Raw genomic sequence first — 7,413 nt, forward strand, 5'->3', positions numbered from 1 at the left:
CAGCCCATCTGTCATCCGGATGCATGCCCATTACAAAATCTATATCCTTAAATGCACCCTTTTCCGCCATTATGGCCTTGCTTCCAGCATATGGACCTATGCCCTCCTCAGAGGGTGTACCAAATACCACGATTCTGCCTGACTTTAAAGATTGTGCAACCTTGATCGCCGTGCCAAGGGCCCATGCAGAAATAAGATTATGGCCGCATGAATGGCCGTTGGGAAGTGCATCAAATTCTGCAAGTATTCCAACAGATGGATGACCTATACCATATTCTGCCCTGAATGCGGTATCCATGCCAAGGTATGGGTTTGTTATTACAAATCCATTGGATTGGAGCACATCCATTAAAAGTTTGGATGATTTATATTCCTGGCTTCCAAGTTCAGCAAAATTGTATATTTTACTGGATACATCCAGGATGAGTTCCCTAAAATTATCATCATACATAACAGTTAATGCCAATTATACTTAAATAAATTTATAATTACAATGGGTGTATCTGCGATTTTATTATCTCGCTGGCGGCCTCAATAAATATTTTTTCCCTTCCGGGTGGTATAACACCGCCTGCGGCTATATCATGACCGCCGCCGGAACCGCCTGCCTTTTTGCATGCAATGGACATAACCTCAGATAGGTTTAATCCCCGGGCAATTAAGGCCCTGGTCCCTCTGGAAGATATTTTGATATCATCATTTCCAGAATTAAAGCCTATTACAGGCTTATCAGGCCTCATCAGGTAGAGTGCAATTGCGCCGGCAATTGGCCCTGCCATTTCGGATTCTGGGGCGTAAAAATACCTTAAATACTTTTCTTCTGTTATTTCTGAATTTGCACGGTATATGTAATCTATTAACTTGGTTTTATAAATTTTTATATTATTTAGCATCTCTAACCTTACTGAATTATCACCCAAAAAATACTGGACAGGAAGTGAATTTTCACCAACCCTGCTGTTTCCGTCTATAATTGAAACAAGTTCCTTTGATGTAAAATTAAGATCTGAATAATAGAGTGTGTCACCCTCAATATACCTGATTCCGTCAGAACCAATATTATTCTCAAGTAATTTTAACGCCAGTGCATTTGCAAGGACCTTATTTTCATCATCGTTAAGATCCAGAATATTCTTATCAAAATTAATATTAAGTGACTGCAAAAAACCCCTTACTGCATCTGGATTTCCTGTGAGCCCATTAAAAAAGGGGTCAAGTGAGTATGTAATTGCATCTCCAAGATTTCCCTCAAGGTTTAATGTGTGCTTAATGCTATATGTATTATATGCATCGTAAATTGTTTTATTGAGGCCGGATAAACCACCTATATCCTGTTTATCTGATGTTACACCTGAAAGGAAAAAAGGGAATAGATTTCTGTTGGATTCGTCCAGTACAAGTGAAAATATATATGCCATGGTTGAACCGCATGCCTCCCTTGTGCCATTTATGCCGTAATCCCTTATATTTATGTTAATTCCCCTTATACCATCCACAGGATTATAAAAATGATGGTCTAGGATGATATAATTATCATAATCTATTATACCAGGAATCTGTGATGACCCTGCATCAACAACAATTGTTAATGGGTTCTTTTCCTCTTCAAAAAGCTGCCTGAAGCCCTCATTATCAAGGCTCTTAACAAAACTTAAATGAAACTTTATATTTAATTTCTTAAGTGCGTTTAATAATATAATTGCGGAGCTTACACCATCCCCATCATTATGTGCAAGCACCCGTACATATGATTCGCCCCTAACCTTTTCACACGCTTTATTGATATTATCGTATAATTTTTTATCCAGGATTTCCTCTATCATCACAGAACTCTATCAAGAGACCAGTCCTTTGAAAGCCTTCCTGTCCTTTTATAGTACCTTATAAGCCTAAGCATTTTGGACATGATAAGATCCCTGCCACGCCTGTTGCTTATATCCTTTTTGTTTAAAAGCAGGTGCTTTGATACATTTTTATAACGCTTTATAAGGAATGATAAATCCTCAGGTATATCCTCCTTAATACCGTTCTCTGCCAGTATCTGGGACATCTTCTTATGCATTACAGGTCTTACACCGGGTACTGCATACTGATCTCTTAACCTGATTCCTATCATTGACTTTGAAAGCCCGTCCTTTTTCATCTTCAAAACTTGATCCTTAATTTCATCGTCCGTTACCAGCCATGATGGCCTTTCGGTAAGCTGTAATCTTTTTGATCCGGATTTTCCTCTCTTACGTGTATGCATTCGTGCCATAATAATCTGTAACGGTATTATAACTATAAATTTATCTTTTTTGTTTTTTATAATAAACTAACTGATATATTTTTTAATTTTTACATATAAAATTTATTATAGAACTTTGATAAATCTTTCAAACTGTGCAATTATCTCCATACCCACTGACCATATGGTTAATTCATCCTTAAATATGGAATATGAATTAAAATGGTCATATAAATTTGTAACATAATCACCTTCTGAAAATCCCCCTATAACAACATTGATATTATCCATGTTTATTATATCAGATGGATTGGAAAACTTACCATGCGGTGAGAGCACCACAGTATTTTTTCCTGTGTTATTTAAGAAACTTATTATATCCTCATTTTCCATGGATAATAATGTCTTTCCGCCCACCTTTATTTCCTTTTTCCTGAATAAATCCTCAATTAAGCCTGTAAACCTATTGTATGATTTTGGAAGACTCACGTCAGGATTTATTACTATAATTTTATTTTCCTTTGTATGTATGTAAATTCTTAGGAGCCCCCTTTTATTAAGTATTGATTCCATGGCTACCTCCAGAAATATATATATTATATCAGGGCGCCCCATTCTGGTGGACCTGCCCGGAAAATATTTATCTATGGAGGTATGCATGTAATTTGAGTCAAGTAACATTTCTGATGGTTTTTTATGGTTTTTGGCTGCAATTTTCTTTATTGCTGGATCATCCAACATTTGTTCGGGTATTAACTGCAGTTCCGCATCTGCAACAACAAGATTTAACATAACTGGATAATTGCCGATTAAGATTTACTTTTTTCTATAATTTCAATTCTTTTTGATGTGGCCGGATGATCCAGACTTAATGATTTCATCACATTTTCTGGTATGTTTTCAATGTTTGATATTTTAATCAATGCACTTTCAAGGTATTCCTTTTTAACATACCTTACTGCGTTTAAATCTGCAGCCACCTCATTTCTCCTTTTAATTGCAGGAATGATCAGAAAAAGGAATACAATAAGGGATATAAAAAAGAATGGAGAAAGTGCAAGAAGTATTCCTATATTAAATACAAATCCAAGTGCCGCAACATTTATTACTATAATATATACACCGAAATTAATCAGTGCTGTTTTTCTGTTATGCTTTAGTTTTATATGGGATAATTCATGGGCAAGTACGGCTATTATCTCATTATAATCAAGTATATTCATTAAATAACTGGTTATAAAAACATATGCCTCCCTGCTGTTAATTTCAAATGCATTTGCTATCCTGTTGCCTGTATTTAGAATATATATTGATGGTGTTTCTATACCCATTTCGAGTGATAATTCTGAGACCTCATGCACTATAAAAATATCTTTTAACTGAACCGATTTTTTAATTAATAATGTAACCATTGGATTGTTTAATGATAAAGCCCATATGAAAAATATAAAGGCATTTAAAACAATCATATACGAGTATTCCCTTATTATAAGAACAAAATTTTCAACCAGAACCATACCAACAAAGAAAAGTGATAAATATATTAAATATCTCCAGCTTAAATCACTTGATACATAATCCATTATATTTATATTTTCCTCCTTATATCCTATGTGTATTTTATACTTAAAATAGGTAAATAATATGATATTTATTGCTGTTATAACTACCATTATTATTACAGTGTATACTGAAAATTTAAATTCTGATAATATGATGTAAACAAGAAATAGAATAAAAAGTGAAACTGTTGATATAGCATTGGATTTTCTCAAAAAATCCTCGTTTTTATTCCTTTGTTGCTGATACATGTTAATTGACCTATGATATAATATAAATTAATTATTAATATTATTCATGTGGATGTCAATTTGGATAAAAATTTATATATATGACTTATAATAACGTACAATGTCAGACGAAAATAAAAATTCAATAATGTACCTGATAGCATATCTGGTTCCGGTTTTAACAGGTGTGCTCATTTATGTTATGTATGGAAATGATAACAGGATGAAATTCCACGGTGTGCAGGCAATACTCCTCGGCATTGCGATATTCATAATTGATATTATTTCATATTTTTTGGTGCCTTTATTTTTACCACTATTATATATATTTGATCTGCTGATAGCTATTGTCTGGCTCTATGGCATCTATGTAGGGTACGAGGCGTCGATAAACAAGGATATTTTTATACCTTATATAGGTGATTATGCAGCAAATGTCACGGGATTTAAAAAATAATCGAATAATAAGCAAATTTTTTATGTAAAATATATAGATATATTTTAAATATATGGCAAATAATTAATTATTTTAAAATTATAGAAAATAAACTTTGAATTAAAGTTTATAGTGGTGAAACGATGAGATTGAAATTTCTTGGAAACTGGTCCTCACATATAGAATTTGGAAAACGCAATGTTTCAATGATAATAGATAATCATATTTTAATAGAATGTGGTCCCCATACAATTGAGTCCATGCTTGAAAATGGCATTAATCCGGCCAATATAGATAAGATTTTAATTAGCCACATGCATCTGGATCATTTTGGTGGTCTGGCCGAAATACTCTGGTACCGTGGTGCTTTAAATGTTAAGGATGAGCTAATAATCATGGGGCCTCCCGGTATTAAAAAAAATACTGAGAGGATTCTGCAGATATACAACACACCAGATAATGAACGATTTAGGATTACATCAAAATACGTTGAGATAAATAATGGTAAGGAGGTTTATGAAATAAAATCAAGATTTATAGAAAAATCAGAATATGATTATATAGTTGCTTTTCAAGGCAATCATGTTATACCGGACAATATGTACAGAATAGAGTATCAGGGTAATATAATAACATATACAGGTGATACAGCGTATAATGATCAAATATCACTGGCAGCAGAGGGCGCCGATTTATTATTACATGAAATGACATATACTGATTCTGAATCTGAAACGGCAAGCTTCTGGAAGCACTCAACATATTCCTCGGTAATGAGGGCTTTTAATGAAAGTGGCGCTAAAAAACTGGTGCCTGTGCATCTAACAGATGGTACATTGTCGTTGCTTAATGAAAAAAGGGATGAAAAGATGATCATGCCATTCGATGATATTATTTTATCAGGGCAATGATGATATGTATATTTTATTAATTTAAATAAAATAAACTTATGTGTGTTTTATTAATAACGTTAAATTCTAATTTTTTATTGAAAAACTAAAATAAAAAATAGTTTATTACATATAATAGGTCGGTAAAATCTTTTTTTGGTGATTGTACATAATTGCCGGGAGTTGAAAAATTTAAATTACATTTTTAATGAGGAAATTTTTATAGTTAATTTTAAAAATAGAGGAATAAAATTTGATATAATATTTATTATTATAAAAATGAGTTTATTTTGCCCCCGCCTCAAGTATGGATTCCTTAACCTCCTCTTTATTGATTTCCTCCAGGGATTTCCCCATGGTTTCTGTTCCAAGAAATATCGTTGCCATTAATCCTATAATTGATAAACTGGTAAAGAAGAAAAGACTTGCACTGAAACCATATGCTGTCACTATAAATGGAAATGTAGTTATACCAAGTATAGCACCTATCCTGCTTACAGATGTTCCAAACCCCTGGGCTGTTGCCCTATCCTCTGTTGGAAAAAGTTCCACTGGATAAACAAAATCGGTTGATCCAGGCCCTATTGCCTCTGTGATATAAAATACCAGGAACAGAACAAATATTGGTATTCCAGCACTTATGAATGCCGATTTATTTGGCATGTAAAATGTTATAATTCCCAGCAATCCCAGTGAGATAGCCATGCCCGAGAAACCTATTATTGTTATACCCTTTCTTCCAATTTTATCTATTAATAATATTGCTATTAGACTTCCAAGAATGGCAAAGGTATCAAACACAGCAGATCCAAGCACAGCAAGTCTGGCTTTTAATCCAAGCAGTTCAAGTATTGTTGGGCTGAATATACTTATGCCATAGAATGAGGCATCGAAGGTAAACCAGAATATCCCAATAAATGCTAAACTTTTGATGTATTTTTTGCTTAGCAGCTCTTTTAAGGGATTTGTCCTATCTTTTGATATTTTTTCCAGATTATCAGATGTTCCAGTTAATTTTTTTTCAATTGCAGATGCTTCCTCAGTTTTACCCTTATTGTTAAGCCATCTTGGGGATTCTGGAACATCCCTCCTGAGAACAAGTATAATTGCAGCAGGGATAATACCAATTAAAAACATATATCTCCATGACTGGTTTCCAAGATAAAGTAGGAAATAACCGGTAAGAGCAGCAACAGCGGCTCCCAGGAACCATGAAAGCACATTTGTAACCAGGAGCTTGCCACGGTATTTAACTGGAGAAAACTCACTGATAATTGTGGTACCAATTGCATAATCTGCCCCGAGACCAAGGCCGAGTATAAATCTTATTGAAAACAAAGATATAAAATTCCATGAAAAAGCAGACATTGCTGTTAAAACGATAAATAATGCCATGTCGTACATGTACATTGTTCTTCTACCATAAAGATCTGTAATGTATCCAAAAATAATTGCCCCAAGAAACATACCAATGGTAGTTGACGCGGCAATCATTGCCTTTCCAAAATCGGTATCAAGATCAAAGGCTGTTTTGGACATTACTATTAACGCAACAGATATAATTGAAATATCATATCCATCTAAAAATGTACCACCAACAGAAAGCGCAGTTATTTTTCTATGCAGTGAGTTCATTTTTGCATTATCTAAAGCATTATAAGCCATATTTAAATATATTTTATGGATATTTAATTGAAATCCATATAATATATAAAATCCAATATAATGGCATATATTTTATATAATTCCCAGAGTTTTCTGTTGTGTACCATATTCTGTATATTTATAAAGCGTACCTCTTATTGAACATCTCTTTAATCTCATCATTATTGCATTTATAGTATCCGTTCATCTTTCTGAATGCGTGTTTTGAATTGAAATCTAATGATTTTAAATAGAATATATTCATTGTGAGTCATAATCAGGGAATGATGATATTACTTTTACCATCCTTCTTGTTTATTCATTTTTTCTACCTCATTATTTGATTTTAATGAATTTCTTATGGTTATGGTCATTTTATGTTCTGATGAATCGATTAAAAGTCTTGGTGTCAGGGATTCAAAACAG

The 7,413-nt window shown here is 33.3% G+C and carries 7 protein-coding genes and 2 pseudogenes; 2 read left to right on the forward strand and 7 right to left on the reverse strand.

Annotated features, from left to right (window positions below):
- The 5 genes and pseudogenes from AOG54_RS08270 to AOG54_RS08290 form a co-directional block, all read right to left on the reverse strand.
- A pseudogene (locus AOG54_RS08270) lies at positions 1–451 on the reverse strand (M20 family peptidase); the annotation flags it as partial.
- 37 nt (positions 452–488) lie between these two features.
- Positions 489–1,823, reverse strand: a complete 1,335-nt coding sequence (locus tag AOG54_RS08275) for a DHH family phosphoesterase (protein WP_048101706.1) — start codon at positions 1,821–1,823, stop codon at positions 489–491.
- Positions 1,823–2,257: a 30S ribosomal protein S15 gene (locus AOG54_RS08280; protein WP_048101707.1), complete on the reverse strand. Its 435-nt coding sequence runs from the start codon at positions 2,255–2,257 to the stop codon at positions 1,823–1,825. The genes AOG54_RS08275 and AOG54_RS08280 overlap by 1 nt, the downstream gene beginning before the upstream one ends.
- Before the next feature lie 96 nt (positions 2,258–2,353).
- Positions 2,354–3,019 (reverse strand): 16S rRNA methyltransferase, encoded by a 666-nt coding sequence (locus AOG54_RS08285; protein WP_048101708.1) that lies wholly within the window; start codon positions 3,017–3,019, stop codon positions 2,354–2,356.
- A 17-nt stretch (positions 3,020–3,036) separates the two neighbouring features.
- Positions 3,037–4,038: a M56 family metallopeptidase gene (locus AOG54_RS08290; RefSeq protein WP_048101709.1), complete on the reverse strand. Its 1,002-nt coding sequence runs from the start codon at positions 4,036–4,038 to the stop codon at positions 3,037–3,039.
- 100 nt (positions 4,039–4,138) lie between these two features.
- Between AOG54_RS08290 and AOG54_RS08295 the strand changes: the two genes are divergently transcribed.
- Both AOG54_RS08295 and AOG54_RS08300 read left to right on the forward strand, forming a co-directional pair.
- Complete coding sequence (locus tag AOG54_RS08295; RefSeq protein ID WP_048101710.1) at positions 4,139–4,474, forward strand: hypothetical protein; 336 nt, start codon at positions 4,139–4,141, stop codon at positions 4,472–4,474.
- Between the two features lie 122 nt (positions 4,475–4,596).
- The gene (locus tag AOG54_RS08300; RefSeq protein WP_048101711.1) at positions 4,597–5,364 is read left to right on the forward strand and encodes an MBL fold metallo-hydrolase; all 768 of its coding nucleotides are present in this window, start codon (positions 4,597–4,599) and stop codon (positions 5,362–5,364) included.
- A 264-nt stretch (positions 5,365–5,628) separates the two neighbouring features.
- Here the strand turns inward: AOG54_RS08300 and AOG54_RS08305 are convergent, their stop codons facing one another.
- Both AOG54_RS08305 and AOG54_RS09770 read right to left on the reverse strand, forming a co-directional pair.
- Complete coding sequence (locus AOG54_RS08305; protein WP_048101712.1) at positions 5,629–7,008, reverse strand: MFS transporter; 1,380 nt, start codon at positions 7,006–7,008, stop codon at positions 5,629–5,631.
- Positions 7,009–7,126: 118 nt separating this feature from the next.
- A pseudogene (locus tag AOG54_RS09770) lies at positions 7,127–7,413 on the reverse strand (hypothetical protein); the annotation flags it as partial.

It is taken from the genome of Acidiplasma aeolicum, from assembly GCF_001402945.1.
GTDB classification, from domain to species: Archaea; Thermoplasmatota; Thermoplasmata; order Thermoplasmatales; family Thermoplasmataceae; genus Acidiplasma; species Acidiplasma aeolicum.

Bases quoted from the DNA above. Each gene is read 5' to 3' on its own strand.
- AOG54_RS08280 (WP_048101707.1), bottom strand. From the start codon at position 2,257: ATGGCACGAATGCATACACGTAAGAGAGGAAAATCCGGATCAAAAAGA.
- AOG54_RS08290 (WP_048101709.1), bottom strand. From the start codon at position 4,038: ATGTATCAGCAACAAAGGAATAAAAACGAGGATTTTTTGAGAAAATCC.
- AOG54_RS08275 (WP_048101706.1), bottom strand. From the start codon at position 1,823: ATGATAGAGGAAATCCTGGATAAAAAATTATACGATAATATCAATAAA.
- AOG54_RS08300 (WP_048101711.1), top strand. From the start codon at position 4,597: ATGAGATTGAAATTTCTTGGAAACTGGTCCTCACATATAGAATTTGGA.
- AOG54_RS08295 (WP_048101710.1), top strand. From the start codon at position 4,139: ATGTCAGACGAAAATAAAAATTCAATAATGTACCTGATAGCATATCTG.
- AOG54_RS08305 (WP_048101712.1), bottom strand. From the start codon at position 7,008: ATGGCTTATAATGCTTTAGATAATGCAAAAATGAACTCACTGCATAGA.
- AOG54_RS08285 (WP_048101708.1), bottom strand. From the start codon at position 3,019: ATGTTAAATCTTGTTGTTGCAGATGCGGAACTGCAGTTAATACCCGAA.